The following is a 26260-nucleotide window of genomic DNA, read 5'->3' as shown; positions in this document are numbered from 1 at the left end:
ATGGCCTCGCGCAAGAAGAAGGCGCAGATCTCGGTCTATCTGGATCCGACGACGATGGGGCTTCTAGCCGATTATGCCGCGCGGAGGGATCAGCCTCAGTCCTTGATCGCGGAAGCTGCCATCGCGTCCTTCCTGTCTCCAGACGCCGCCGAGCAACGGGAAGCTACCATCGCCAAGCGGCTCGATCAGCTGGACCGACGGATGGCCCGGCTGGAGCGGGACCTCGGCATCTCCATCGAGACGCTGGCGGTATTCGTGCGGTTCTGGTTGGCTACGACACCGGCATTGGCCGAGCCGGTGGCCCAAGCCGCGCGAGCCAAGGCGGCGGAGCGGTATGAGGCGTTTGTCGCGGCGCTAGGCCGGCGGCTCGCGAAGGGCCCGAGGTTAGCGCAGGAGATCGCCGAGGAGGGCGGTGCTGCCAAAGCCTGAGAAAGGAGCTCTCGCGCCAGGAGCGGCCCTTGGGAGCGTTCCTGTTAGAAGACATTTACCGCCTTGTCGAAACATCTGGGGCGCCTACCGCACCGGCGTCCCAGATGGCTCCTCTTCGCGCTATCCGATGATGACCTTGAGGGCCTTCGTCTGCGAGGCCTTCTCGAATGTCTCGTAGGCTTCGAGGATGTCGGCGAGGGCGAAGCGATGGGTGATCAGCTTTTGCGGATCGAGCTTCTTCGACTGCACCGTCTTCAGCAGCATCGGCGTCGTCACCGTATCCACCAGCCGGGTGGTCAGGGTGATGTTGTGAGCCCACAAGCGTTCGAGGTGGAGGTCGGCCTTGGTGCCGTGGACCCCCACATTGGCGATAGTGCCGCCGGGAGCCACGATGTCCTGGCACAGCACGAAGGTGGCGGGAATGCCGACCGCCTCGATTGCAGTGTCCACGCCGATGCCGCCGGTCAGGGCCATGACCCGCTCGACCGCATTCTCGCGGCCGCTGTTGACCGTCTGCGTGGCGCCGAAGGTCCGGGCGACTTCCAGGCGGTTGTCGTCGAGATCGATCATGATGATCTCGGCGGGGGAGTAGAATTGCGCGGTGAGGAGCGCCGCGAGGCCCACGGGCCCTGCCCCCACGATGGCTACCGTGCTGCCGGGCTGCACCTTGCCGTTCAGCACGCCGCACTCGAAGCCGGTGGGCAGGATATCGCTGAGCATGACGAGGGCTTCCTCGTCCATGCCGTCTGGGATGCGATGCAGGGAGGTGTCCGCAAAGGGGATGCGGACATATTCGGCCTGCGTTCCGTGGATGGTGTGGCCGAGCATCCAGCCGGCGACGGAGCAGTGGGAATACATGCCGCGTTTGCAGTACTCACAGCGCCCGCAGGATGAGATACAGGAGATGAGGACATGGTCCCCTTTCCTGAAGGCCGAGACCGCCTGGCCAACCTCCTCGATGACGCCGACGCCCTCGTGGCCGAGCACGGTGCCGGGCTTCACGGTGGGCACGTCGCCCTTCAGGATGTGCAGGTCGCTGCCGCATATGGTCGTCCGCAGGATCTTCACCACGGCGTCGGTAGGCTGCTCGATCCGCGGATGCGGCACTTCCTCCAGCGCCTTCTTGCCGGGGCCACGATAGACCAGACCCTTCATGAGGGATCTCCCTTTCCAGTGTCGTTGAATTGGCGGCACGCGGGACAACGGCCGCTTTCCGCGCCGCCTCCTCGGCAAAACAGATGCCACGGCTGAAGGCCGCGCATTCGCATGCTTCTCCCGTCCGGTGGGGCTGCCATGCTGTCCGCAATTGCTACTCCCGCGGACGGATTTCGGTCGCTTGGAGTGCTCCCTTGGGGGCGGCCACGCTTCTCCCAGCGAGGGCCACGCGGTGGCACGCACGGTGCAGGAGCGCCGGCGCAACGACGACGCGACAGCGGCAGGACGCATCATGAAGCTTGGCAACGCAGTATCCATCGTCGGCTGGGGCCATTCGCCCTTCGGCCGGCTGGCTCACATGGACATGGAGGCGCTCATCGCAGCGGTCTGCCACGAAGCGCTGGTTCATTCCGGCTTCCCGGCCGAGCGCATGGACGGCGTCTGGCTCGGCAATCTCAACGGCGGTTTCGTGCCGGAGATCTTCTGCTCGTCCCTGCCCATGAATGGCGAGCCGGGTCTGCGCTGGAAGCCGGCGACGCGGGTCGAGAACGCCTGTGCCTCCGGGGCCGGGGCCATCTTCGCCGCCTGTGACGCCATCCAGTCCGGCCGTGCGCGCCTCGCCCTCGTGGTGGGTGCGGAGAAGATGACCGCGGTCTCCGGCGAGGAGGTGACGCGCATCCTCGGCTCGGCCTCCTACGTCAAGGAGGAGGCGAACTGCGGCAAGACCTTCCCGTCCATCTTCGGGGAGATCGCCGGCGCCTATTTCGAGCGTTATGGCGACCATGCGCAGGCGCTGGCGAAGATCGCGGTGAAAAACCACGCCAACGGTGTGTCCAACCCCTTCGCGCAGATGCGCAAGGCGCTCGATTTCGAATTCTGCAATACCGTCTCGGAGAAGAACCCGGTCATTGCCGGGCCGCTGCGCAAGACCGACTGCTCGCTGGTTTCGGACGGCGCGGCGGCCGTGGTGCTCGCATCCGACGATCTCATCGGCGAGGCACAGCGCGCCGTGCGCATTCGTGCCCGGGCGCAGGTGAACGACCTTTTGCCCATGTCGCGCCGCGATCCAGTGCGCTTCGAGGGACCGCGACGCGCCTTCGCCGCGGCCTTCGCGGAGGCCGGCATAGTGGTCGGCGATCTCTCATTTGCCGAGGTCCACGACTGCTTCACCATCGCGGAGCTTTTGGCCTACGAGGCCATGGGGCTCACTCCGGAAGGGCAGGGCGCGCGGGTGCTGGAGGATGGAACGGTGGCCCGTGGCGGCCGCCTCCCGGTGAACGTCTCCGGCGGCCTCAAGGCGAAGGGCCACCCCATCGGCGCCACCGGCGTGTCCATGCACGTCCTGTCCGCCATGCTGCTCACCGGTACCGCCGGCGACATGCAGGTTCCCGGTGCCAGCCTTGGCGGAACATGGGTGGCTCAGCGGTGGCGAACTATGTGAGCGTGCTTGAGCCGGTGAAGTGAGGCGAGGCCGCGAGCGGTGTCGCCGCGCGGCTTCACGAGGAGGCAACGGCGGGCCGGCCCTTGCCCAGCCTCACGGAATTGATGTGCCAGGCGTCGGTCTCGAAGCGGCTGCGGCCCTGCACCGGCATGCGGGCGCTGAGCCAGCAGCGCGTCGGCAGCAGGGGAGCGGTTGCGGCCGCCCGCAGGGCGACAGCGTCACCGGGCAGGTCGGCGAGGCGGCGGCGGATGTCGTCGATGGCTGCCTCCGGCAGGTTACGGACGATGAACACGAGCCGTCCCCGCATGTCGAAGCGCGTGCCCTCCTTCGGCCAGCGCGGCAGGCGCACCGGGGGATAGGCGACCTGTTCCACGCACTGCACCACCACCGGTGCGCCGAGGCCGGCCACGTTCATCAGCCCCTTTATCCGCAGCAGGTGCGATCCGTATTTGGCGAGAATCTCTCCCATGGCCACCGCGAAGCCGCGCCAGGGCACCTGATGGTTGAAGAAGCAGGTGAAGCTCACCGGCAGCGCCTGCGCCCCATGGGCGGAGGGCGGGGCCTCGCCGGCGCGGGCGGCGGCTTCCGTCTCGGCCACAAAGCGCTCCACCTCCGCCGGCAGGCTGCCCGGCGCATAAAGTCCGGCGCCCAGGATGCGCCGGGGCTCGATCTCGCCATGGGTCACGGCAAGGCGCGGAGCCGACGGATTGAGCACGTCGAGCCGGGCATCGAGCTGCTCGCGGGCGCTACGATCGGCAAGGTCCGCCTTGGTGAGGAGGATGCGGTCGGCCATGCCCACCTGGCGGCGCGCCTCCTCGTTCCGGTCCAGTTGCTCGGCGCCAAGGCCGGTGTCCACCAGCGTGACGACGCCGTCACAGCGGAAGCGGGCGGCGACGTAACGCTGCTCCATCAGGGTCCAGACCACCGGTATGGGATCGGCAAGGCCGGTGGTCTCGATCACCACGCGGCGCACCTGCGGGATCTGCCGCCGCGCGAGCTTGTCATGGAGCGTTTCGAGAGCCGCCACGAGATCGCCGCGCACGGTGCAGCACACGCATCCGGACCCGAGCAGCACCATGGTCTCGCCGCTCTGCTCCACCAACTGGTGGTCGATACCCACGGCGCCGAATTCGTTGATGAGCAGCGCGGTACCGGCCATCTCCGGATGGGTGACGAGGCGATTGAGCAGCGTGGTCTTGCCGGCGCCGAGGAAGCCGGTGAGCACGGTGACGGGGATGCGCGGGTCGATGGGATCGTGTTCGGTCATGGGCGGTCTCGCAGCGGGCGCCGGCAGCGCTGGGATGTCGCGGGAGCGCAGCAACGCCCGTGCCACCGGGGCAAAGCCTGCCCGTGGTGTCCCAAGCGGGTCGAAGGCGTTCGATTTTCAGTCGCCGTCGCATTCGAAAATCGAACGGCGTAGTGCGCCTTCCGCAAGGTTGCGCCGGGGCGGAAACGCGGGAAGTCTCGATACCTGAAGGGCGTGCGGCATGGCATGATCGATGCTAAGCTCACTCCCAGGCATGATGACCTTGCAGCGGCGAGGCGCAGGCCGTTGTTGCTTCAAATGGAGTAGGCCGGAGCGGGTTCGCACCGCGGCTATCACAGACCGAAGACCACAAGACTCAAGACCACAAGACCGAAGAGAAAAGTCCGCCCACGAAAACGCAGACAGCAGATCTGCCCGGGTGGCGGCACACCGGCCGGCTCATGGAGCCCGCCGGGGGAGGACAAATATGCCTTTCGGACGAGCCGGACAAAAGTTCTCGGTGCCCGAGAACGACGACAAGGTAATGACGTCGTGGGAGCAATTCCTCGGCGGTGACGAATTCGGCTCCGACGCGCTGCGCCGGCTCGTCGATGATTCCTGGCGTCGCTGCCTCAACAACAGCGTGGACCCGCAACGCGACCAGGCCCCGCCGCCCATGCGCGAGGACTCGCTGCATTCCCTGCGCGACGACTGCCGTGAGCTGCTGGAGGCGAGCCAGCCGGTGATGGCCTCGGCGCGGGAGTTCCTCGCCGAGACCGGCACCGTGATGGTTCTCACCGATGGCGCCGGCGTCATCCTCAACCTGGAGGGGGACATGCGGCTGCGGGACGCGGCGGCCAACATTCACCTGCTGTCGGGCGCCAGCTGGAGCGAGCAGGCGTGCGGCACCAATGCCATCGGCACGGCCATCGAGGTTGGCCAGCCGGTGCAGATCCATTCGGCCGAGCATTATTGCTCGGGCATCAAGCGCTGGTCGTGCTCCGCCAACGTCATCCGCGACCCTTATGACGGCACCATTCTCGGTGTTGTCGATGTCTCCGGGCTTTCGGACACCTTCAATCGCCACAGCCTCGCCCTCGTGGTGGCGACGGCCGGGCGCATCGAGAATCGCCTCGCCCAGCAGGAGATGGACCTCCGCCTGCGCCTCCTCGACCATTGCATGGACCGCCTTTCGGGGGCGAGCAGCGACGGTGTGGTCGTGTTCGACCGCCGTGGCCGGGCGGTGAAGGCCAACGGTGCCGCCGCCGACGCGCTGCTCGACCTGCAGCGCCAGCGCGGCGAGGCGACGGGCGCCGACCTCTCGCAGCTTCGCCTGAACTGGCGCAAGCAGGCCGCCCTGCCCGATGAACTGCCGCCGTGGATGCGGCGCGAATGGCTTGAGCCGGTGGTCACCGATGGCGAGCGGCTCGGCATCGTGCTGCGCCTTCCCGGGCGCCGTGCTGCGCCGTCCCGAACCGCGGGCCCGGACGCCGCCCCGAAGCCGGGGGCGGGGGGCGATGCCTTCGCGCGGATCGTCGGCGAAGCGCCCAGCCTGCGGCACGCCATCGGCCGGGCGCGCCAGCTGGCGAAGAGCCGGGCGCCGGTGCTGCTGCTGGGCGAGACCGGCGTGGGCAAGGACGTGTTCGCCCAGTGCCTCCATGCAGGCAGCGCCGGGCGCGACGGCGCGTTCGTGGCGCTCAATTGCGGCGGCTTCTCCCGCGAGCTGCTGACGAGCGAGCTGTTCGGCTATGCGGAAGGCGCCTTCACCGGCGCGCGCCGCGGCGGCATGACCGGCAAGATCGAGGCTGCGGACGGCGGCACCCTGTTCCTCGACGAGATCGGCGAGATGCCGAAGGACCTGCAGCCCCATTTCCTGCGGGTGCTGGAATCGGGAGAGGTCTACCGCATCGGCGAAACGCGTCCGCGCAAGGTGAACCTGCGCCTCGTGGCCGCCACCAACCGTGACCTGCGGCGCGAGGTGGAGGCGGGGCGGTTCCGCATGGACCTGTTCTATCGAGTCGCGGTCACCAGCATCTCCATTCCCGCCCTGCGGGAGCGCGCCACGGACATCCCGCTCCTGGCCGAGCATCTGGTGCAGGACCTCGCACGCCGGCAGGGCCTGGCACCCCGCCGGCTCTCGCCCCGGGCCATCGAGGTGCTGCAGGCCTATGCCTGGCCGGGCAACGTGCGCGAGCTGCGCAACGTCATCGAGGGCATGCTCCTCATCGCCGAGGGGGAGGAACTGACCGAAGCCGATATCCCGGACGAGATCTGGGCGGCGCCGGCGGGTGGCGTGGCGTCCCAGCTCGCGCAGGCCGGCGAAGCTGGCGAGGCCGAGCTCTTGCGCGGCCTCACCGGCATGGAGAATGCCGAACGGCTCGCCCTGTTGCGGGCCATGCAGGCGCACAGGGGCAACATGACCGCGGTGGCCCGCGATCTGGGGATCGCCAAGAGCACGGTCTACGCCAAGCTCCGCCGCTTCGGCCTCGAGGGCGCGGTGGGCGAGACGCGGCGGGTCCAGATCTAGGCCCCGGTCCACAACTTGCACCTGTCCGGCACGCCGATTGCTTGAAAGCATCGGCTTTCGCATCCCTCCCGAAAGCTTCCTCCACACCGCCGGTCTCGATCGGCGGTGTTTTTTTGTCTGCGCGGACATGGTGCGGCGCACGCCCTGCGTTCATCGCGTCGCACAATAAAGACCGATTTTCGAACAGGCATTCGTAAAGACGTCGATGCCTCAACCCCCAGAAAAAGCGCCGGCGTCAAAATTCAGCGCAAATAAACAATAGTCGAGACGCCACCTGCCTTTCTCCTCTTGGCACGCCCCTTGCGATCCGTTGCGGGAGCCTTGCGGACCGTGTGTCGACCTGGCCGCGAGTGCCGCTGCGGCGCGCCCGGGCCTGCCGACGCATGAAGCCGCAGCCGGAGAAGACGTGGGAGGAGAAAGAGCGTATGTCCCTGCAAATCAACATCGACAACGGCGGCACGCTGACGGACATCTGTATTCTGTCAGATGATGCGGTGAGAAAGACCAAGGTCCTCACCACGCCTTATGATCTCAGCAAGTGCTTCTTCGAGGGCCTGACCAAGGCTTCCGGCGTGCTCTACGGCGCGCCGGATGTGAAGCGCCTGCTGGAGGAGGTGGACCTCATCCGCTATTCTACCACCCAGGGCACCAACGCGATCTGCGAGCGCAAGGGGCCCCGGCTCGGCCTCATCCTCGATGCATCCGCGCACGACCTGCCGAGCCGCCTCGCGGCGCACGACCAGGATGTGTTCGAGGCCCTTGTGGGCGACCGGATCGCCTTCCTCGATGCCGCGGCCATCAGCGCCGACGAGGCGGACGTGGCGGTGGCGAAGGCCATCAACACCCTCACCGCCGCCGGCGCCAACCGCCTGGTGGTGAGCTTCGGGGGCGCCGATTTCCAGGCGCTGGAGAACGACTTCCGCCTTGTCGCCCTGCGCAAGTATCCGCGCCACCTGCTCGGCGCCGTGCCGATCCTCTACGGCTCCGATCTCACCACCGACCCGGATGGCGAGCGGCGCACCTGGACCGCGCTCATCAACTCCTTCCTCCACCCTTCCATGGAGGCGTTCCTCTACAATGCGGAGAACCGGCTGCGGGCCTATCGCACCAAGAATCCGCTGCTCATCTTCCGCAATGACGGCGACGCCTCGCGCGTGGCCAAGACCATCGCCATCAAGACCTATTCGTCCGGTCCGCGCGGCGGCATGGAGGGCGTGAAGTCGTTCTCGCGCCGCTACGGCTTCGCCGACACCGTTTCCATCGACGTGGGCGGCACCACCACGGATATCGGCCAGTACATCGACGGCACGGTGGCCGAGGTGCGGCGCGGTCATGTGGAAGGCATCTCCGTCTCCTTCCCCCTGTGCGAGATCCTGAGCGCGGGGGCGGGCGGCTCCTCCATCTTCAAGGTGGTGGACGGGCGCATCGTCATCGGGCCGGAGAGCGTCGGCGCGGTTCCGGGGCCGGCCTGCTTCGGGCGCGGCGGGCGCGAGGCCACCATCACCGACGCCAGCCTGCTCATCGGCCTGCTCGATCCCACCTCCTATTTCGGCGGCGGCATGGGGCTCGACGCGGACCGCGCGGCGGCGGCGGTGACCGCCAGCGTCGCCAGCCGGCTGGGGCTCGGGCTCGATGATGCGCTGCTGCGCATGGAATTTGCCTATGAGGAGAAGATCGCGGCGGAGCTTCACCGCTTCACCAAGATCTCCGACGAGACGGTGATGCTCGCCTTCGGCGGCGCAGGCCCCCTCAACGCCTGCGGCATCGCCGAGAAGGCGGGCATTCGCCGGGTGGCGATCCCGCAGATGGCGGCAGTGTTCTCGGCCTACGGCATCGGCTCCTGCGATGTCTCCCAGCGCTATGCGGTGACGCTGAGCGATGCCGCCGAGCTTTCCGGCACCATCGCGGCGCTGAAGGTGAAGGCGTCCCGCGACATGTTCGCGGAAGGCTGCTCCGACGGCACCTACACCCTCGATACACGCCTCGTCGCCGACTTCGGGGACGGGCGCACGCTGGTCCACGTGCTCGGCGACCAGCTGGAGGTGCCGGCCGCCTTCGCCGGGGCCCGCTCGGTGGAAGTGGAACTGAAGGCGGTCCGCAGCCTGCGCGCAGGCGCGGAGCAGTCGGCTCGCTTCGCGCCCCGCTCGTCGGCCGCAGCCCATGGCAAGCGCAACGTGCTGATCCGTGATCGCGGGCGCATTGACGTGCCGGTCTACCGTCTCGCCGACCTTGCGGATGGCGACTTCGCGTCCGGCCCCGCCATCCTTGAGGAAGACTATTTCACCTGCCGGGTCCCTGAAAACTGGCAGTTCGTCATCAGCGATGCAGGCGACATCCTGCTGAGCCGGGAGGATTGAAAAACATGAAAGTCGCCATGACCGAATATCTCCGCATCAACCTGACGTCGGAGAGGTGGGAATGCCGCGTGTGCGATCACGAGATTGCGCCGGCGCGAGGCAACTACAAGGAAGGCCTTCTGGTCCACGATCGCGATCCGCGCGAGATCCATCCGCCGATCCTCGATCCGGACAAGTATCGCTTCACCTTCAGTCCCGATCCGGAGTGGGTGCGCATCCTCGAATATTGCTGCCCCAGCTGCGGCACCCAGGTCGAGACCGAATATGCCGTGCCCGGCCACCCGCCGCTCCACGACATGGAAGTCGATCTCGATGCGCTCAAGGCCCAATGGGCCGCCCGCGGCGAGGCAGCGGCACCCTATGCCGGCCCGGCCGTGGTGCGTGACGACGGCCACGGCCACTGAAGCTTCGATGGTGCCGCCCCATCCCCGCGCGGAACGCGGCGGCCCCATCCCCACAGCAGAACGAATGCGGCGCGACGCGCCCGCCAGCATCCTCTGGGAGGACACATGAAACGCGTTTCCGTGGACATCGGCGGCACCTTCACCGACTGCTTCGTGGTCTGGGACAGGCAGTATATCGAGGCCAAGGCCCTCACCACCCACCATAACCTCGCCATGGGGTTCAACGAGGCCCTCGGCAAGGCCTGCAACGTGCTGGGGCTCGACCTTGAGGAGATCCTCAGCGCCGTGGACAGCGTGCGCTATGCCACCACCCTCGGCACCAACGCGCTCATCGAGCACAAGGGCCCCAGGATCGGCATGCTGGTGACCGCTGGCTACGAGGCCACCGTGCCGCTCAGCCGCGCCCGCGGCTATGGCGAGGGGCTGGACAATCTCGGCCAGCAGGACATGCCAAACGCCCAGCGCCCCGATCCGCTGGTGGAGGCGCACATGATCCGTGGCGTGCGCGAGCGGCTCGATTTCCAGGGCAAGCGCGTCATGCCCCTCGACGAGGAGGACGTGCGCACCCAGATCCGCGAGCTGGTGAACCGCGGCGCCCAGATCATCGTGGTGGCGCTGGTGAACGCCGTGGTGAACCCCGCGCACGAGCAGCGCATCGAGGAGATCATCCTCGAGGAGTATCCCTCCCACCTGCTCGGCGCCATCCCGGTCATCCTGTCCCACCAGGTGGCGGGGCGCAAAGGCGAGTATGTCCGCGCCACCTCGGCCATCGTGGACGGCTATCTGCACTCCACCATGTACCATGCGCTCTCGGCGCTGGAGCAGAACCTGCGCGCCCATCGCTACGACAAGCCCATGCTGGTGATCCACAATTCCGGCGGCATGGCGCAGCTCAACTCCACCGACGCGTTGCAGACCATCCATTCCGGCCCGGTCTCCGGCATTGGCGCCTCCGAGCACCTGGCCATGCTCACCGGGCTCGGCAATGTGGTGGCCACTGACATGGGCGGCACCAGTTACGACATCGGCATCGTGGTGGACGGCGGCGTGAAGCATTACGACTTCAATCCGGTGATCGATCGCTGGCTGGTCTCGGTGCCCATGGTGCACCTGGTGACGCTGGGCGCCGGCGGCGGCTCCATCGCCTCCTATGACCGCATGTACAAGACCGTGAAGTGCGGCCCGGAGAGCGCCGGGTCCGACCCCGGCCCCGCCTGCTACGACCGGGGCGGCATGCGGCCCACCGTGACCGACGCCGACCTTCTGCTCGGCTATCTCGACCCGGCGAACTATGCGGGCGGCTCCATCCCACTCAACCCGCGCCGGGCCAGGGGGGCCATCGAGGATACCCTGTGCGACGAGCTTGACTGCTCGGTGATCGAGGCGGCGCTGCTGATCCGCGAGAAGGTGGACGACAACATGGCCAACGGCCTGTTCACCGAGCTGCGCGCCCGGGGCTACGACCCCAAGGACTTCACCATGCTCGCCTACGGCGGCAACGGCCCGCTGCACTGCTGCGGCATCGCCCAGAACCTCAACATCGACCGCATCCTGGCGCCGCCGCTCTCCTCGGTGTTCTCCGCGGTGGGCGCCGGTAACATGCACCAGCTCCATATCCATGAGCAGTCGCTCTACATGGTGCTCTACGACAGCAACACCCGCGCCCTGTTCGACGACTATGACCGCTTCAACGCCATCGTCGCCGACCTGAAGGAGCGGGGCACCCAGGACCTGCTGCGCCAGGGCGTTCCGCCCGCAGACATCCGCCACAACCTCGAATTGGACATGCGCTACGGCAACCAGCTGGTGCAGACCACGGCGGTGATCGAGAAGCACGCGGTGGACGGCCCGGCGGACGTGCTCGCCATCATCTCCCAGTTCTCGGCGGACTACGGCAAGCGCTTCGGCGAGGGCTCGCAGGCGCCGGAGGCGGGCATCCGCATCAACACCATCCGCATCGCCGCCTATGTCCAGCACGAGACCGTGCAGTTCGAGGACATCAAGCCGGTGCCCGAGATCGAGCGCAAGGCGCCGCCGCCACCCGCGGCGAGCCGCGTGTGCCACTTCGTGGGCCAGGACGGCCCGCTGGAGACGCCGGTGTGGAGCCGCGCCGATATCGGTCCCGGTGTCCAGATCGAGGGCCCGGCCATCATCGCATCGGAGGTGACCACCTTCCTGGTCAATCCGGGCTGGAGCTTCGTGGCGGCAAAGCAGGGGGCCTCCTGGTTCCTGCGCGCGAAGATCCCCGCCACCACGCACTGACGCCGTTTCTCTCCCCGCCCCGCGCGGGGAGAGCGCGCCCCATGGCGCTGCGATCACCTGAGATAATCCGGGAGGATAAACCCATGAACGACATGAGCATCGCCGGCCGCGGCAAGCTGCCCAGCGCCGAAGAGGCCGCCCTGGTCCGGAAGTTCCTGAACGACACCACCTTGTTCCTCGGCCCCGACCCCGAGATCATGCAGAACCACGACCTCATGCCGCGCACGGCAGACGAGGAAGAGGCCATTACCAAGGTGGCCGACAGCCACATCATCGCCAAGATCCGCGATCGCATCCAGGCCGGCTGCGACGAAGGCTACGAGATGGTGGAGCAGATGGGCGCCGCCCCCGGCGCCAAATGGGGCGACGTGATCACCGGCGTGTATTCGGCCTCCGGCGATCTGGCCATCGCCTCCGCCGGCGGCGTGCTGATCTTCTCGGCGCTGGTGCACCACCCCATCAAGTTCATCATCAAGAACTGGATGAATGATCCGACCGTCGGGGTGCGGGAAGGCGACGGCTTCATCCACAACGACAGCCGCTACGGCAACGTCCACAATACCGACCAGTCCATGATCGTGCCCATCTTCCACAACGGCAAGCTCGTGTGCTGGGTGGCCTCCACCGTGCATGAGGGAGAGAACGGCGCCATCGAGCCGGGCGGCATGCCGTCCATGGCGGAGAGCCCGTCCGACGAGGGGTTGAAGATGTCGCCCTTCCGCGTGGTCGAGAACTACCAGATCAAGCGCGATATCCTCACCTTCCTACAGAATTCGGTGCGCGAGCCCAAGCTGCAATATGAAGACATGAAGGTGAAGCTGTTCGCCTGCCTGCGCATCAAGCAGCGCATCGAGGAGACGCTGAACACCGACGGCCCGGAGGCCCTCATCTCCACCCTGCGCCTGACCATGGAGAATGTGCGCGCCGAGGTGAAGCGCCGCATTTCCGAGTGGCCGGACATGACGGTGCGCACCTACATCATCCAGGACTCAACCCTGCGCGAGAACTGCGTGGTGAAGATCAACTGCAAGCTGACCAAGACCGGCGACCGGCTGATCTTCGATTTCCGCGGCTCCGCGCCGGAATTCACCAACCGCGCCACCAATACCATCGTCGCCGGCCTCAAGGGCATGCTGGCGCAGGTGTTCCTGTGTTACGTGTGGCCGGACCTGCCGCGCGGGCAGGCGGCCTTCGCCCCCATCGAGGTCATCACCGACCCCCATTCCATCGTCAACTGTTCCTACGACGCGCCCAACTCGCAGAGCCTGATGTCCATCTTCACGGGCTTCACGGCGGGCCAGCACGCGGTGGCGAAGTTCCTCTATTCCTGCCCGGAGAAGTTCACCAAGGTCCACGCCCCGACCTTCAACATGATCAACACCTTCATCTGGGGCGGCGTGTCCCAGCACGGCGAGACCCTGGGCAATCTCTGCGCCGACCTCAACGGCATGGGCGCCGGCGCCACCGTGGACCGGGACGGCGAGCATGCGCTGGCCCCCATCTTCGCCACCATGGCCGACATCGGCGAGCAGGAGCTGAACGAGGAAGAGGTGCCGTTCCTCCAGCTCGTGTCCAAGAAGATGACACGCGATGCCATCGCGCCGGGCAAGTATCGCGGCGGCCAGGGCTACACCATGATGGTGGCCACCAAGGACAGCGAGCAGTGGGGCTTCATGACCACCTGCCAGGGCGCCAAGATCCCGCCGCTCCAGGGGCTGTTCGGCGGCTATGCCTGCGGCTGCTATCCGTTGTCCAAGGTGAAGGGCGTGGATGTCTACGACGTGCTGCAAAACACGCCGGAGAAGTTCAAGCACTCCATCGAGGAGATCATGAACGAGCAGCCCTTCGAGGGCGCCAGCTACACCACCCACCACATGGGCATGGGCTTTGAAATCTCGAAGCGCGGCGAGCTGTTCATGATCTCGCAGGGGGCAGGCGCCGGCTACGGCGACCTGCTGGAGCGCGACCCAAGGGGCGTCATCAAGGACATCGAGGAGGGGCTGATCTCCCCGGAGGTCGCCGCCCGCCTCTACAAGGTGGCGTTCGACCCCGAGACCCTCGCCATCGACGAGGTGGCCACCGAAGTGGCGCGCGCTGCCGAGCGCAAGGCCCGCATCGCCCGCTCCAGGCCGTATTCGGACTTCGTGAAGGACTGGAGCAAGCCCACGCCGCCGACCCACCTGCAGTATTTCGGTGCGTGGGGCGATGATGTCCAGACCCTCTACATGGGCAGCCCGCACAAGACCCGCGACGCTGATACACCGCGCCCCAACTACATGCCGCATCCCAAGGATGTGCGCATCGCCGAGCTTGAGGCCCGTCTTGCCGCCGTCGGCGCCATGGGGGGCGAGAAGCAATGAGCCCACGGCTCGTGGATGCCCTGCCGCGTCCGTCCGGCGCGCCCGGACTCAGGGTCTGGCTGAAGTCGTCGGGCTATGCCCGGCGCCTTCTGCTCGGGGAGGGGGGCGACCCGTGGGAGAGCGCGCCGCGCTATCTCTCCTTCTTCACTCAGGCCCATGGCCTGCTGCGACCGGACGTGGGCGTGGTGGACGTGGGCGATCTCTACCGCTCCTGGGTGGAGCGGAATCCTGCCCTGAAGACGCAGATGGCGGCGAAATCCCGCGCCGCCTTCCCCCTCAAGCGCATGCTGGAGGAGGAGGATCCCCGCCGGCTACTGGCGGAGGTGGTGGAGGCCGTGGCGGCGAGCCTGCGCGGGCAGACCCCGCTGGTGCTTGCCTTCCCCGCTCCCCGGCGCTGGCTCGCCGAGGCCGCAGCCTTCGCCGGGCGGGAGGGTGTCCCCATCGACGCCGACATGGTCGAGAGCGCCGCCATGTATATGGCGGACCTAGTGCGCGTGGTCTCGGCCCTTCCCATCGGCGGGCTGCTGCTGGAGGAGGACCAGGCCGCCGAAGCCGGCGACATGGATGCGAGCCGTCCACTCGTGAACGTTGCTCGGCATTATCGCTGGGGCCTTGCCTTGCGCGGGCGTGACGGGGGCGCCACCAGCGAGTTCGACACCCTCATCAGCACCGAGCCGGTTGCGGGTGGGGACTTCGCCCTCGGCATCGACGTGAGCCGGGACCTGTGGAGCGGCGGGCCCCTCGCCACGCTTGGTGGCGGCCAGTTCTACTTCGCCGAGATCCCCGAGGGGGCAGAGCCGGAATCCGTGCTCCAGCAACTCGCCCGGCTTCGGGCCTGAGCCACCCCGTCTGCCAGCGACCCCGGACCGTGGCCCACGCCCGGCCGGGGCAGGCAGGCTCCATGTCCGTGCGCCAGCAGGGCGCGGACCACCGCGGCGCGCCAACGCCGTCCATCACCCAAAAATCAGTCTGGAGGAATCATGATCCGTTCGTTCAAGGACATCGTCCTCGCCGTCTTCTGCGCCATGCTCGCCGGCTCGCCCGCCTGGGCTGCCGACGTGAATTCCGGCGACTACCTGCCCGCACCCGCCGGCACCAACCTGCTGGTCTTCTACAGCCAGTATGCGACCCGCGACGAATATGTCAGCGCCTCGGGACAGACCATCTCCAATGGCACCGGCCTTGATTCCTACGTCAATATTCTGCGCTACGTGCATTACTTCGACATCGGCGGCTTCACGGTTGCGCCGCAGGTGCTCATCCCCGCCGGCACCCTCTACAACGGCCGGCTCGGTGGCGCCCCGTTCGACGCCGCCGCCGGCCTCGGCGATCCCATCCTCGCGACCACGGTCTGGGTGGTGAACAACAAGGCGACGCAGACCTATATCGGCATCATGCCGTATGTGTTCCTGCCCATCGGCCAGTACAGTGCAGGCGAGGTGCTGAACCTGGGTGAGAACCGCTGGAAGCTGGATCTGCAGGCCGGATGGTATCAGGGCCTCACCAGTGGCTTCGCGCTTCAGCTGACAGGCGACGTGGTCTGGTACGGGGACAACAGCAAGGCTGGCAACGGGACCCAGACCCTGTCGCAAGATCCCACCTATCAGTTTCAGGCTTGGCTCTCCTACGCTTTCGCCCCCTCCTGGTCGGCTGCGGTCGGTTATTCGCAGTTTTGGGGCGGGAGGGAATTTCTCGCCGGAATGCCGACCGGAAACTCAACCGAGCGCAGTCAGGCACGCCTGGAGCTGTCCAAGTTCATCACTCCGACCTTCCAGGTCTTGGGCCTAGTTCAGCGCGACGTCGCAACGTCGGGAGGTTTCCCGGAGGAACTTCGGGGCACAATACGTCTTCTGCAAGTGTTTTAGCTCACCGTCGGCAGCCGCGAAGGTTTCCAATTCCGGCGGTAAAATACGGAGACCTTCCCTCAGCTCAGGCTGTGTGTCCAATGGTCGGTTGAACCGCCCCTAGATTCCTGGACGCCTTCTTCCCTAAGCTTTTAGGCAAGGAGGCCCCGATGGGCAAAGCGAACTTCACCGAGGACTTCAAACGCGACGCGGTCGTTCAGATCACCGAACGGGGCTATCCGGTTGCGGAGGTGGCGGCCCGGCTGGGGATCAGCAAGTACTCGCTCTACGAGTGGAGGAAACAGTACGGCAAGCCTGCTGCCGTGGCCCACGATGACGGTCAGGCCGCTGAGGTCGGCCGGCTGAAGCGAGAGTTGCAGCGCGTGACGGAGGAGCGCGACATCCTAAACGTATGGCCCGCCCCGTCCGCAAGGGGGATGTCAAAGATGGCAAGATGGTCTGCATCAACGTATCCGGTCTCAAGGCTGAAGCCTTGGCCAAGATGGATATCCGCGCAGCCTGATCCTCATAAAAGCGCCGGTGCCGAGCACCACATTTAGGATCAGGTTTTCAGGCTGCCGGTACGACCTGTTATGCCCTCTTTACTTCATCTCTCGCAGACATCTTGAGCGTGCGGCGTTTCCCGCCCGCTGTTCCGAGCGATTAGGCGGCGGCAAGCGCGTGCCGATCGAAGTCTTTCTGCGTGTGCAACACCGCCCAGGCGATGCGCGCCAGCTTCGCCGCCAGCGCCACGACCACGACATTGGGATGCGCGCGGGTCAGCATCGCCTGCAGCCAAGTGCCCAACGGGTTCGGCTTCGCCGCGAGATGCGGCATGGCGGCTCGGGCACCGTGAATCAGCTGCTTGCGCAAATAGCCGTTCCCGCGTTTGCTATTCCCGAGAAGTTTCGTCTTGCCTCCGGTCGAGTGTTGCCGAGGCGTCAGGCCGAGCCAAGCGGCCAGATCCCTTGCCTTGGCGAAGGCGCTCCCGTCGCCGATGGCCGCCAGCAATGCAGTTGCGTTGATGACGCCGATGCCGGGGATCGTCGCCAGTCGCCGAGCCTGTTCATCCTCACGGGTCAGCGCGGCGAGCTCATCGTCATAGGCCTTGATCTTTTGGTCGAGCCCCGCCCATTCCTTGTGGAGGTCAGCCAATAACGTGCGTGTACGCGCACTGACAGCCGGATCGCCGGCCATGAGCTCTTCGAGGCGACGCATCAGGTTGACACGACCCTTTGGCAGGACGATGCCGCGCTCGAGCAGCACCGCCCGCAACTGGTTGATCAGCGCGGTGCGCGCATTCACCAGCCGCTCCCGCACCCGGTGCAGGATCTGCAGGTCGAGCTGAGCTTCGCTCTTCAACGAGACAAAGCGCATCGTTGGCCGTGTCGCCGCTTCGGCGATCGCCTCGGCGTCACGGTCGTCGGTCTTCTGCGCCTTGACATAGGGCTGCACATATTCCGGCGACATCAGCCGGATCGTGTGCCCATGCAACGCCAGCGTCCGGCCGAGAAAGTGCGCGCCGCAACACGCCTCCATCGCAATGACGCATGCCGGCAACGTCGCCGCGAACGCCACGATCGCTTCGCGCGTCAGCCGCTTGCGCATAACCACGGCACCGGTCGCGTCCATACCTGCCAAGCTGCAGCTATTCTTGCCCAGATCGATCCCGAGCACGGCGATGGGGGGCTTCGTCATCGGTCCTCTCCTCCAAATCCGACATCGTCATCATGCCGGGAAGTGAGGGGCGGGCCATTCCATAAAAGCGGCCGCGTGCTTCGCCAAGGATGCAAAGTGAAGTACGCGTTCATGGCCGAGCATCGCCTTCTGTTTCGATCCGCGCCATGTGTCGGTGCCTGCGTGCCCAGCCCAGCGGCTTCTATGCCTGGCTGAAGGACCCGCTGAGCAAGCGCGCGCAGGAAGACCAACGACAGACCGCGCTGATCCGCGCCGCATGGCGCGAGAGCGGCAAGGTCTATGGCTATCGCAAGCTTCACGACGATCTGGCGGAGCCAGTTAGCGAACCTGGGCGAGAGGTGCTGTCCCAACCGGGTTGCACAGCTGACGCGGCTCGCCGGCATCCGGGCGCAGATCGGCTACAGGCGCCGCCCCGGCCACTATGGAGGCAAGCCATCCCTGGCGGTCGACAACACGCTCGATCGCCGTTTTGACACGGAGGCGCCGGACAAGGCCTGGGTGACCGACATCACCTATATCCGCACCCACGAAGGCTTCGCCTATCTGGCGGTCGTGATCGCCCTCTTCTCCCGCCCGCGTCGTCGGCTGGTCCATGCAGGCCCGGCAGACGACCAACGTCGTGCTTCAGGTGCTGCTGGCCGCCGTCTGGCGACGCAAGCCGAAGGGCCGTGTGATGGTGCATTCGGACCAGGGGAGCCAGTTCTTCAGCATGGAGTGGGCTTCGTTCCTGAAACACCACGATCTGCAGCCCTCAATGAGCCGTCGTGGCAACTGCCATGACAACGCGCCATGACAACGCCGTGGCCGAGAGCTTCTTCACCCTGCTCAAGCGCGAACGGATCCGCCGGAAGGTCTACCGCACGCGCGACGAGGCACGCCGGGACATGTTCGATTACATCGAGATGTTCTACAACCCCACCCGCAGACACGCACGCAACGGGATGCTGTCGCCCATCGAGTTCGAACGGCAGCACAAAGAGAACCCCGAAGGCGTCTAGAAAACCCGGGGCGGTTCAGGTGCGGGCTATGCCCCGAACGACTGGCAGGTGGGCCAGACCGGCAAGGTCGTCGCCCCCGAGCTCTACATCGCCCTCGGCATCTCCGGTGCCATCCAGCATCTCGCCGGCATGAAGGACTCCAAGGTCATCGTCGCCGTCAACAAGGACGAGGAGGCCCCCATCTTCCAGGTGGCCGACTACGGCCTCGTCGGCGATATCAACACCGTCATCCCTGAACTCAAGGCGGAAATCGCCAAGGTTAAGGGATAGGATTTGCGACCGCCGGGCGGCGAGCGTGCTCCGCCCGGCGGTCGGCTGTCGCTGAGGGAGCGAGCGGGAGGTCAGCCCGCCTCCCGAGGACAGGGAACCCGCCCGGAGAGCGACTGGACTCCTCACTCGTGAGGGTGGCCGCCTTGCATGTCGAGCCGAGCTGGCGCCTCAGCATGATCGAGCGTCCATTCGAGAAGATGAGGCAGGGGGCCAGGAAGACCTGTCAGGCGTCGTTTCTCCAGCCCACTTCCGGCCGGCAGTGCTGATCTAAGGCACACTCAAAAGCGCCCGCGCGGCATAGAGTGAGATTTGAGGTTAGCCGGCAGGCTCATCGTGAGCAGAGCTACCGCTAAACGCCCCTGATCCACGTCTTCCTCAACCGGCTCGGATCTGCGGCCGGAAGCCGACCGCCGAAGCCCTCGACACATCCAAATGGATCGTCCCACCAGCCAATCGTTCAGGCGCCCGACACGGACGTAGAATGTCCGCCCCCACCCGCCCGTGGAATGCTTTCCACATCGATCGCGTCAGCAACGCGCGGATCGGCGTCCCGACGAGGTGGATCATGCTCCTTTATACTTACGTGGCACTTGGCGGCGCGCTCGGGTCCATCCTGCGCTTCGGGTTGAACCGCTGGCTCACCCCCCTGTTCGGCAGCGCGCTGCCGTGGGGGACCATTCTCATCAACATCGCCGGCTCATTCCTCATCGGCGCGCTCGCAGCGACCTTCCAGGGCGCCGGGTCGTCCACGCCGAACGAAGTCCGCCAGTTCCTGCTGACTGGCCTGTGCGGCGGCTTCACCACCTTCTCGTCCTTCAGCCTCCAGACGCTCGACCTGCTGCAGACCGGCGAGCCCGCGCGCGCGGCGCTCAATGTGGGCCTGTCGGTGGCGCTGGGCCTGACCGCGGTGGCACTGGGCTTCATGCTCCCGGGCGCCGTCGCCACGGTCTCGCGCAGCGTCGGCGCGTGAAGATCCCGGCGGGGGGCGCCCATACCAGAATATGCCCTGCCATACCAAGTCGGCACAGCACTTCCCCACGTCTTATGGCGAACAGCGCATCAGACGGCAGTTTACTGCGGTACTCGACGGCATCCTTCGAGGTGCAAAGCAACGCCCCGCGTTTTCTCTCAGGCAGGCAATAAAGGAGTAGTCATGACCACGTCCGGCAACCCGCCCACCGGGTTCTACAGCGCCCTCGCTCAGGAAACCGCCGCGGCCGAGCGCGATGTCTCGGCGACAAACCCCGGGCCAAAGAACCGCGCCCTGATGGCGCTCAACCCCAATGCCGATTGCCCGCCGCCCACGGATCACGGCGTGGTCGAGCCTTTCTGGTACTCCTTCGATCTCACCCGTCGCCGCATCCAGGAAGGCGGCTGGACCCATCAGGTCACGTCGCGCGAGCTTCCGGTCTCCAAGGATATCGCCGGGGTCAACATGCGGCTGACCCGCGGCAGCTTCCGCGAGCTCCACTGGCATCTGGCGGACGAGTGGGCGATCATGCTTTCCGGTCGGGCGCGGGTGACGGTCTTCACGCCGGACGGCGCCCTGTTCGTCGACGACGTGGGCGAAGGCGACCTCTGGCTCTTCCCGGCCGGCGCGCCCCATTCCATCCAGGCCCTCGGCGAGGACGGCTGCGAGTTCCTCCTCGTCTTCAACCAGGGCGACTTCTCGGAAGAGAGCACGCTACTCCTCTCCGACTGGCTGAAGCATACGCCGCCGGACATACTGGAAAAGAACTTCGGCCTCGATGCCGAGGCCATCGCCCGCCTGCCCAAGGGCGAGCCGCTCTACATCTTCCCCGCCGCCGAGCCGACCAACACGCTCGATGAGGACATCGCCGAGGTGGCGCGCCATGCCGCGCCACCGAAGGTGTCCTACACCTTCAAGGCGAGCACCATGACGCCCACGCGGGAGAGCGCCTCAGGCAGTGTGAAGGTCATCGATTCCCGCAACTTCCCCGCCTCGCAGAAGATCGCGTCCGCCATCGTCACCGTGAAGCCGGGCTGCATTCGCGAGCTCCACTGGCACCCCAACGGCAGCGAATGGCAATACTGGATCAAGGGACACGGCCGCATGACGGTGTTCCCCGGCCAGGAGGCCGCCCGCACCATGGATTTCAGCTCCAACGACGTGGGCTTCGTGCCGAACATGGCCGGCCATTACATCGAGAATACGGGGGATGAAGACCTCGTGTTCCTGGAACTGTTCGTCGCCGCGGAGTTTCACGACATCTCGCTGAACCGCTGGATGCGCGCACTTCCCGAGCAGGTGGTGATGGCCCACACCCATCTCACGGCCGAGGAAATCCGCCAGATTCCCACCGGCCACCATCCCCTGCTTCCGTGACCCGAGCGGACGATCGACGGCGCCAAGGCCGGCGGTCGTCCCCTTCCGCGCAGTGCTGTTCGGCTAGATGCGGCGACCGCGTGCTGTCTCCGGCAGGCCCTCCCCTATCACACCCAGCAAGGACGCAATGACGCTTCATGCTCATCCGCCATCCCCGCCGATCGAGCCCATCCCGGCGCCGCCGGGCCGGCCGGCTGCCCAGGTTCCATTTGCGCCCACGGCGCCGCTCGATATGGAACATCCTGCCGTCTTCGGTATACTGCTCACCGCTGTCGCCGGCTTTCTCGATGTCGCCGCGTATGTGACATTCAGTCATCTCTACGTTTCCTTCATGAGCGGAAACAGTATTCATCTTGGAATGTCCATCGCGACACTACGCACTTCCGATATCCTGACGATTTTCGGCGTGGTCATTGCCTTCGTCTTTGGTGCGTCAGCCGGAACGCTGCTGCAGGACCATGCCAGCGTGCGGCTCCTGCCCCTCACGCTGTCCATCGAGGCCGGGCTTCTTCTGCTCGCGGCCGCGGCCTCCAGCATCACGCTGTCCACCATCGGCCTTCTGCCGGTCGCCATCGCCATGGGACTTCAGAACGTGCTGCACCAGATGTCCGGAACAACCTCGGTCGGAAAGGGCTTCGTCAGCGGCGCGCTCGTGCGCCTCGGCCAGTCGATTGCCCGGCTGCGCTCTCCCAAGGCGGACCCAGCCGATACGGCGACCCTTCTTGCGGGCTGGATCGCCTTCGTCTCCGGGGCGGCGGGCGGGGCGCTCGCCATCGCGCGGCTCGGCTTCATCCCCTGCCTGTTGCTCGCGGCCGCCGCGCTCATCATGCTGCTGATCGCCGATTTATCAAGTCGTTGAAGTTATTTGTCCCGTCCGGCCCGACGCGCGCGGCGGGCGGGCCGACGGCTAAGTCGGGGGCTGCCCTTCACATCCCGCCGCGAAGCGCCTTGACGCAGATCACCTCCCATGCAAATAGTGATCGAACGATAAATAAAAATCGACCGGGAGGAAAACATGATCTCTAGGAGAGGATTCCTGGGAGCGACGGCGGCTGCCGTCTCCTATGGCGCGCTGCCCGCCATGGCCCAGCAACAGCCCATTCGCATCGGCATGCTGACCATCAAGTCGGGCGCCCTTTCGGCCGGCGGCCGACAGATGGAAGATGGCTTCCGTCTCTTCCTGCGGGAGCGCGCGGAGCGCATCGCGGGCCGCCCCGTGGAATTCATCGTGGCCGATACGGGCGGCCAGCCGGCGCTCGCCAAGACGCGGGCGCAGGAGCTGGTCCAGCGCTCCGGCGTGCAGGTGGTCGTGGGACCTGTGGCAGCGTTCGAGGCTTTGGCCATCAACGATTATCTGCAGGAAGCGGAGGTTCCCTTCCTGTGCTGCTCGGCAGCCGCGGAAGACCTGACCCAGCGCCGCCAGAACCCCTGGTTCGTGCGCACCTCGTCCACCTCCGCCCAGCCGTGCCATCCGCTCGGTGACTACGTGGCGCGCGAACTCAAATACAAGAAGATCGTCGCCATCGCCGATGATTTCGCTTTCGGTCAGGAGCAGACCTCCGGCTTCCAGAGAACATTCGAGGCCGCAGGCGGTACGCTCGTCAAGAAACTGTGGGCGCCCCTGAATGTCGCGGACTATGGCTCCTACATTTCCCAAATCGGCGAGCCCGATGCCGTTTTCGCGGCCTTCGCCGGGGCGAACGGTCTGCGCTTCCTGCGCCAGTATTCGGAATATGGCCTGAAGGGCAAGATCCCGCTGGTCGGCTCCATGACCACGGTGGACGAGGGCGTGCTGCACAGCATGGGCGATGAAGCCATCGGCATCATCTCTGCCGGCTGGTATTCGGCCGCCCTTCCCGGCGAGGCCAACGAACGCTTCGTCGCGGCGCTGCGCAAGCAGACCGGCGTCGATCCCGGCTTCTATTCCGAAGGCGCCTATTCGGCCGGCCTCGCCTTGGAGCACGCGCTCAAGGCGGTGGACGGCAAGATCGAGGACAAGCAGGCATTCATGAATGCCCTGCGCAAGGTCGACATCAAGGACGATCCGCGCGGACCCTGGCGGCTCGACAGCTACGGCAACCCCATCGAGAACATCTACATCCGCAAGACGGAACGTCGCGACGGACGGCTGATGAATACGGTGATCAAGACCTACGAGAACGTCTCGCAGTTCTGGACCTACAAGCCGGAATCCTTCCTCGCCGCCCCGGTCTACTCGCGCAACGAGCCCACCAAGCTCTGAGCCCAAGGCCGAGGGACAAGAAGCGCCGCACGCCACCGTCCGGCGCCCGCCCCGGCCGCGCCCCTGCCCCACACCTTTGCGAGCACGGTTCCATGATCGTCGACGCCCATAACCACGTCATGCCGGAGGCCATCATCCGGCACCTCGAAAGCCGCGAGGATCTGTTCGGCGTCCGGGTCGACCGGGCGGAGGGCGCAACGCGCCTCGTCCACCGCGAAGGCTTCGCCTATCCCTTGTTCGAGGAGTATCTCACCCCCGAACGCAAGATCGAGGCGCTGGATCGTCGCGGCCTCGATGCCGCGATCATCTCGCCCTCGCCGACTTTGTTCTTCTACCGCGTTCCGCCGCTGGCGGAGGCGGAGTTCGTGCGGCGTCTCAACGACGAGATCGCCACCTTCGCCGCGGCGGCACCTGAGCGGCTGCGGCCCATGGGCACCCTGCCCATGCAGTCGCCCGACGCCGCAGTCGCCGAGATCGAGCGCATCGTGTCCGACCTCCACATGCGCGCGGTGATGATCGGCTGCCACATCGACGGCGCCGCGCTCTCCGAGCCGAAGTTCCGGCCGGTGCTGCGGCGCGCGGCGGAACTGGGTGTACTCATCCTCACCCACCCCTATTACTTCGGAACCAAGGCCGGTTTCGAGAAATACTATCTGACGAACCTTGCCGGAAATCCGCTCGACACCGCCATCATGGCGGCGGACCTGGTTTTCGGCGGGGTGATGGAGGAGCTGCCCGACCTGAAGATCGCGCTCTCCCATGGCGGCGGTTTCCTGCCCTACCAGATCGGCCGGCTCGTCCACGGCTGGAAGGTGCGGCGCGAGGCGCAGACCATCGCGACCTCGCCCAAGGAGCTGTTCCGGCGCTTCTATTTCGACACCATCACCCATGATGCCGGCGCGCTCGCCTATCTCATCGATCTCGTAGGGCCGGACCACGTACTCCTGGGCACGGACATCCCCTTCGACATGGCCGACGAGACGGCGCTCGACACGCTCGATGCCGTCCCCGGCCTCACCGCCGATGCGCGCGCCCGCATCGCCGGCCGCAATGCCTGGGGCCTGACCGGCGGCTGACCGCCCCGTATCCCGACCGAACGGAGACACACATGGCACACAATCTGGACCCGGCTTCGGCCGGAACGCCCCGTCACGACCTCATCCGGGGCCTGTTCATCGACGGCCGCATGGTCGATCCCGGCCCGCGCGCCCTCATGAACATCACCGCGCCGCGCGACGGCACCGCCATCGCGCAGGTGATCGAGGCGAGCGCGGAGGACGTGGACCGCGCCGTCGCCAGCGCCGACGCGGCGTTCCGCTCGAAGGAGTGGCGCTCCATGTCGGTGCGCACCCGGGCGCGGCTGGTGAACAAGCTCGCCGACGTGATGGAGGCCCATCTCGACGAGTTGTTCGAGCTCGAGACGCTGAACAACGGCCGGCCGGTGCGCGAGACGCGCGCCCAGCTCGCCCGCGTGCCGGACCTCTTCCGCTACAATGCCAGCCTCGCCATGGCGCGGCGCGACGACGCGATCCCGGTGGAGGGCGACTATCTCACCTATGCCCGCCGCCTGCCGGTGGGGGTGGTGGCCAATGTGACGCCCTTCAACCACCCACTGCTCATCGCCTGCCGCAACCTCGCCCCCACCTTCGCCTCCGGTTGCACCACGGTGGTGAAGCCTTCCGAATACACGCCGCTGACGACGCTGCGCCTCGCCGAGATCTTCTCCTCTGCCGGCCTGCCCCCGGGCGTGTTCAATGTGGTGACTGGCCCCGGCGCCGTCACCGGCCGGGCGCTGTCGGAGCATCCCGGCATCCGCAAGCTGGTGCTCACCGGCGGCACGGAAGCCGGACGCCGGGCGGGCGCGGCCGCCGCCGGCAATTTCGCCCGCCAGACGCTGGAGCTGGGCGGCAAGACGCCGGTGGTGGTGTTCGACGATTACGACCTCGACCAGGCGGTGAACTATGCCGCGTTCGGGGCCTTCGTCGGCGCGGGGCAGACCTGCGTGTGCGCCGCCCGCCACATCGTCCAGCGCTCCATCTACGACGCCTTCGTGGAGAAGCTCGCGGCCAAGGCGAAGGCCATCGCCGTCGGCGACCCCTTCGACGCCGCCACCCAGATGGGGCCTCTCATCTCAGCGCGGCAGCGCGAGCGGGTGCTGGATTTTGCGCGCATCGGCCTTGAAGAGGGCGCGCGGCTGGTGGCGGGGGGACAGGTGCCTCCGGCCCTCGCCAACAGCCATGGCTTCTATGTGGAGCCCACCGTCTTCGCCGATGTGGACCCGCGCATGCGCATCTTCCAAGAGGAGGTGTTCGGCCCGTTCACGGTGGTGACGCCGTTCGACACCGAGGACGATGCGGTGCGCATCGCCAATGACAGCCCCTATGGCCTGGCCGCCGCCATCCGGACCCGAGACATCGCCCGCGCCCACCGCGTCGCCGACCGCATCGAGGCCGGCATCGTCTGGATCAACGATCACCACCGGGTGGATGCGGCCTCGCCCTGGGGCGGGTTCAAGCTGTCCGGCATCGGCCGCGAGTTCGGGAAGGAGGCGTTCGACGCCTACTTCGACGTGAAGGCCGTGATGGTGAACGTCGGCGACCAGCCGTTCGACTGGTTCGACATGAGCGCCCCCGCCCAAAGGCTGAACTGAAACCGCCCGCCCCCGCGGCGGCCCCTGGAG

General features: G+C 66.5%; 17 protein-coding genes and 4 pseudogenes. 18 read left to right on the top strand and 3 right to left on the bottom strand.

The genetic code is table 11. From position 1 onward, the window contains the following. Nucleotides 1-429 (top strand): CopG family transcriptional regulator, encoded by a 429-nt coding sequence (locus tag D7006_RS05255; protein WP_237355817.1) that lies wholly within the window; start codon nt 1-3, stop codon nt 427-429. A gap of 120 nt (nt 430-549) precedes the next feature. Here D7006_RS05255 and D7006_RS05250 read toward each other — a convergent pair whose 3' ends face one another. Then, a complete protein-coding gene (locus D7006_RS05250) occupies nt 550-1584 on the bottom strand; it encodes a zinc-dependent alcohol dehydrogenase family protein (RefSeq protein ID WP_237355816.1) in 1035 nt (344 codons plus the stop codon). Nucleotides 1585-1876: 292 nt separating this feature from the next. On the opposite strand from D7006_RS05250, the pseudogene D7006_RS05245 reads away from it, so the two are divergent. Further along, nucleotides 1877-3048, top strand: a pseudogene (locus D7006_RS05245) (acetyl-CoA acetyltransferase). Nucleotides 3049-3080: 32 nt separating this feature from the next. Here D7006_RS05245 and D7006_RS05240 read toward each other — a convergent pair. Then, nucleotides 3081-4292, bottom strand: a complete 1212-nt coding sequence (locus D7006_RS05240) for a GTP-binding protein (protein ID WP_237355815.1) — start codon at nt 4290-4292, stop codon at nt 3081-3083. Nucleotides 4293-4758: 466 nt separating this feature from the next. Here D7006_RS05240 and D7006_RS05235 point away from each other — a divergent pair, with 466 nt between their 5' ends. From D7006_RS05235 to D7006_RS05200, 8 genes and pseudogenes are all read left to right on the top strand, one after another. Further along, nucleotides 4759-6798 (top strand): sigma-54-dependent Fis family transcriptional regulator, encoded by a 2040-nt coding sequence (locus D7006_RS05235; RefSeq protein ID WP_237355814.1) that lies wholly within the window; start codon nt 4759-4761, stop codon nt 6796-6798. Between the two features lie 425 nt (nt 6799-7223). Then, nucleotides 7224-9155 (top strand): hydantoinase/oxoprolinase family protein, encoded by a 1932-nt coding sequence (locus tag D7006_RS05230; protein WP_237355813.1) that lies wholly within the window; start codon nt 7224-7226, stop codon nt 9153-9155. A 17-nt stretch (nt 9156-9172) separates the two neighbouring features. Next, on the top strand, nt 9173-9559 hold the full coding sequence (locus tag D7006_RS05225) for an acetone carboxylase subunit gamma (RefSeq protein ID WP_237355812.1): 387 nt from the start codon (nt 9173-9175) through the stop codon (nt 9557-9559). A gap of 105 nt (nt 9560-9664) precedes the next feature. Beyond that, nucleotides 9665-11821: a hydantoinase/oxoprolinase family protein gene (locus D7006_RS05220; RefSeq protein ID WP_237355811.1), complete on the top strand. Its 2157-nt coding sequence runs from the start codon at nt 9665-9667 to the stop codon at nt 11819-11821. A gap of 83 nt (nt 11822-11904) precedes the next feature. Continuing rightward, nucleotides 11905-14181: a hydantoinase B/oxoprolinase family protein gene (locus D7006_RS05215; RefSeq protein WP_237355810.1), complete on the top strand. Its 2277-nt coding sequence runs from the start codon at nt 11905-11907 to the stop codon at nt 14179-14181. Beyond that, the gene (locus tag D7006_RS05210) at nt 14178-15020 is read left to right on the top strand and encodes a hypothetical protein (protein ID WP_237355809.1); all 843 of its coding nucleotides are present in this window, start codon (nt 14178-14180) and stop codon (nt 15018-15020) included. The genes D7006_RS05215 and D7006_RS05210 overlap by 4 nt, the downstream gene beginning before the upstream one ends. A 141-nt stretch (nt 15021-15161) precedes the next feature. Then, the gene (locus D7006_RS05205) at nt 15162-16046 is read left to right on the top strand and encodes a transporter (protein ID WP_237355808.1); all 885 of its coding nucleotides are present in this window, start codon (nt 15162-15164) and stop codon (nt 16044-16046) included. A 149-nt stretch (nt 16047-16195) separates the two neighbouring features. After that, a pseudogene (locus D7006_RS05200) lies at nt 16196-16432 on the top strand (transposase); the annotation flags it as partial. A 256-nt stretch (nt 16433-16688) separates the two neighbouring features. Here the strand turns inward: D7006_RS05200 and D7006_RS05195 are convergent. Then, nucleotides 16689-17723 carry an IS110 family transposase gene (locus D7006_RS05195; RefSeq protein ID WP_237355807.1) on the bottom strand — a complete coding sequence of 345 codons (1035 nt, stop codon included), beginning with the start codon at nt 17721-17723 and terminating at the stop codon, nt 16689-16691. Nucleotides 17724-17786: 63 nt separating this feature from the next. On the opposite strand from D7006_RS05195, the pseudogene D7006_RS05190 reads away from it, so the two are divergent. From D7006_RS05190 to D7006_RS05155, 8 genes and pseudogenes are all read left to right on the top strand, one after another. Then, nucleotides 17787-18721, top strand: a pseudogene (locus D7006_RS05190) (IS3 family transposase); the annotation flags it as partial. A 15-nt stretch (nt 18722-18736) separates the two neighbouring features. After that, a pseudogene (locus tag D7006_RS05185) lies at nt 18737-18991 on the top strand (electron transfer flavoprotein subunit alpha/FixB family protein); the annotation flags it as partial. 565 nt (nt 18992-19556) lie between these two features. Further along, nucleotides 19557-19961 carry a fluoride efflux transporter CrcB gene (gene crcB, locus D7006_RS05180; protein ID WP_237355806.1) on the top strand — a complete coding sequence of 135 codons (405 nt, stop codon included), beginning with the start codon at nt 19557-19559 and terminating at the stop codon, nt 19959-19961. A 183-nt stretch (nt 19962-20144) separates the two neighbouring features. Further along, nucleotides 20145-21338, top strand: a complete 1194-nt coding sequence (locus D7006_RS05175) for a cupin domain-containing protein (RefSeq protein ID WP_237355805.1) — start codon at nt 20145-20147, stop codon at nt 21336-21338. Nucleotides 21339-21405: 67 nt separating this feature from the next. Beyond that, nucleotides 21406-22197 (top strand): YoaK family protein, encoded by a 792-nt coding sequence (locus D7006_RS05170; protein WP_237355804.1) that lies wholly within the window; start codon nt 21406-21408, stop codon nt 22195-22197. Nucleotides 22198-22353: 156 nt separating this feature from the next. After that, nucleotides 22354-23580 carry an ABC transporter substrate-binding protein gene (locus tag D7006_RS05165; RefSeq protein WP_237355803.1) on the top strand — a complete coding sequence of 409 codons (1227 nt, stop codon included), beginning with the start codon at nt 22354-22356 and terminating at the stop codon, nt 23578-23580. Nucleotides 23581-23672: 92 nt separating this feature from the next. Then, on the top strand, nt 23673-24656 hold the full coding sequence (locus D7006_RS05160) for an amidohydrolase family protein (RefSeq protein ID WP_237355802.1): 984 nt from the start codon (nt 23673-23675) through the stop codon (nt 24654-24656). Between the two features lie 32 nt (nt 24657-24688). Then, a complete protein-coding gene (locus D7006_RS05155) occupies nt 24689-26230 on the top strand; it encodes an aldehyde dehydrogenase (protein WP_237355801.1) in 1542 nt (513 codons plus the stop codon). Nucleotides 26231-26260 lie beyond the last annotated feature (30 nt).

The organism is Xanthobacter sp. YC-JY1, assembly GCF_021730305.1.
Lineage (GTDB): Bacteria > Pseudomonadota > Alphaproteobacteria > Rhizobiales > Xanthobacteraceae > Xanthobacter > Xanthobacter flavus.
The sequence above is the reverse complement of the archived record's forward strand: the minus strand, read 5'-3'. Positions and strand labels throughout refer to the sequence as shown.